Source organism: Helicobacter sp. 12S02634-8, assembly GCF_002272865.1.
Lineage (GTDB): Bacteria > Campylobacterota > Campylobacteria > Campylobacterales > Helicobacteraceae > Helicobacter_J.
The window spans coordinates 1-1732 of the sequence record NZ_MLAP01000039.1 but is presented as its reverse complement, the minus strand read 5'-3'; the positions used below and the strand labels follow the sequence as shown (position 1 = coordinate 1732).

Here is a 1732-nt window from a genome sequence, read left to right as displayed (position 1 = left end):
ATATGTTAAGTGGTGTATATAAAACCAAAGAGAGCAGGAAATACCATATTGTTTATTTTGCTAAGTTGGGGAATTATTACCGAGCTGTGTTTAAAAAGGCAATAAATGACGAGGGAGAAGAAGAAATATTTTTACAAAGTCTATTAAAAAGCAATCGCAAAATATAATAGATGGGGCTAAGTCCCATCAAAAATAAAATCTAGCGACAGGAAGCACATCACGCCTGCCATTACCCTTTTTGTTGGCTTAGCTCTCAACAAAGACTGTGTCATTGGACTCGGACTAGATTTATACACTTATTATACTCTATTTTTTAGATATTTCAACCAAAAGGATCTCAATGCCAAATCTCAAAGAATTCCAAAGACTCATCAAAGACATCAAAGCCTTGCAAGACTTTAAAAAGTCTGAATCAATGGCAAAGCTTTTAAAAACAACTGCCCAAACTCTAGAATCTGTATCTGATGAAAGCTTTGAAAACAAGAAAAGCCCTTTTGGAGAAGCTTGGCAAGACAGAGCCCCTGCGACCAAACTCAAGCTCTTAAGACAAAGAAAGCTCTCTCAAAGCGATATCTTGCAAGTCAGCGAGCATCTAAGACGCAGCATTGGCACAAAGATAGCAAGCAATTCTGTGATTTTAGGCACAAATGTTTCTAAGGGCTACGCAGCTATCCATCAATTTGGAGGTTATGGGGGAAAAGATAAAAAAGTCAAAATCCCTGCTCGCCCTTATCTGCCTATCAACAACAAAGGCGAGTTACCTCAAGGGTTAGAAAAAGAGATCGAGGGGTTTATTTGGAAGTATTTGGGGGTTTAGAAAGGGCTTTTTTATTCTTGTCTTTCTTTTGGTAGCCTTTTTGCGATTAAATCTCTACCTAAAACTCCCCCATCACAACCACTTCAGGGCCATCTGTCGCAGTGCTTTGAGGGCGTTTGTTTTGATTAGCCTTGATGGCTTCTCTGATTTTTTCAAACTTCTCTTTGAGCTTGGGATTGCTGCACTCGATCTTAAAATCCCCCTTTGCTGCTTCTAAAAATGAATCTTGAGTTTGTATCGATGGCTTTTCTGCAAATATCTTAAAATCATTACTCAATTGGGCTTTGACCTTTGTCCAATACGCCTTAGGGGCTTCTTTTTTGAGATCTTTATACCACTTACGCAGATTGTCTAAAAGCTCTTTTTCTCTGATACGATAAAGGCTAAGTGCAGAGGTGTGGTCTAAGATGATGAATAATGTATTGTTTTTGATAGAACAATAGGTGATATGCTCTGCAAGCTCCTCTCCCAAGCTCTTTTTGACATAGTTTTTCAGTGAGATTCTTAGGGCTAAGCCTTCAAAAGTGGATTCTCCTATCGGGGCTTGTGCCATTTCTGTATGCTTGCATAGGATTTGAGTAGGGGGTGTGAGGGGCATAGAATTATCAAGTCATTTTATGGCATATCATTATTGGGTATCGATAACTATCCAATCCATTGTTGTCAATAATATTTAAATTCTTCTATGGTATAATGCGAACTCCAAGAGATTTTATTGATATTTAGTTTTAGGCAGTTCTCAAATTCTTCTATGGTATAATATGGCACCAATTCGCCCCCTCCTCTGCATAGTTTTAGGCAGTTCTCAAATTCTTCTATGGTATAATAGATCCCCTTATCCTCTTGCATTTTGCGAGTTTTTGTGGATCAAAACCATAAGAAATATGCTATCATTGGTATGAAGAATTTGAAAAC

General features: G+C 37.9%; 3 protein-coding genes. 1 reads left to right on the top strand and 2 read right to left on the bottom strand.

Features of this window, described 5'->3' with window-relative positions:
- Nucleotides 1-340 precede the first annotated feature (340 nt).
- The gene (locus tag BKH46_RS09225) at nucleotides 341-817 is read left to right on the top strand and encodes a phage virion morphogenesis protein (protein ID WP_095226531.1); all 477 of its coding nucleotides are present in this window, start codon (nucleotides 341-343) and stop codon (nucleotides 815-817) included.
- 58 nt (nucleotides 818-875) lie between these two features.
- Here BKH46_RS09225 and BKH46_RS09220 read toward each other — a convergent pair whose 3' ends face one another.
- Both BKH46_RS09220 and BKH46_RS09420 read right to left on the bottom strand, forming a co-directional pair.
- Nucleotides 876-1415, bottom strand: coding sequence for a DciA family protein (locus BKH46_RS09220; RefSeq protein ID WP_095226530.1), 540 nt, complete (start codon nucleotides 1413-1415; stop codon nucleotides 876-878).
- Nucleotides 1416-1480: 65 nt separating this feature from the next.
- Nucleotides 1481-1666: a hypothetical protein gene (locus tag BKH46_RS09420; protein ID WP_143428959.1), complete on the bottom strand. Its 186-nt coding sequence runs from the start codon at nucleotides 1664-1666 to the stop codon at nucleotides 1481-1483.
- Nucleotides 1667-1732 lie beyond the last annotated feature (66 nt).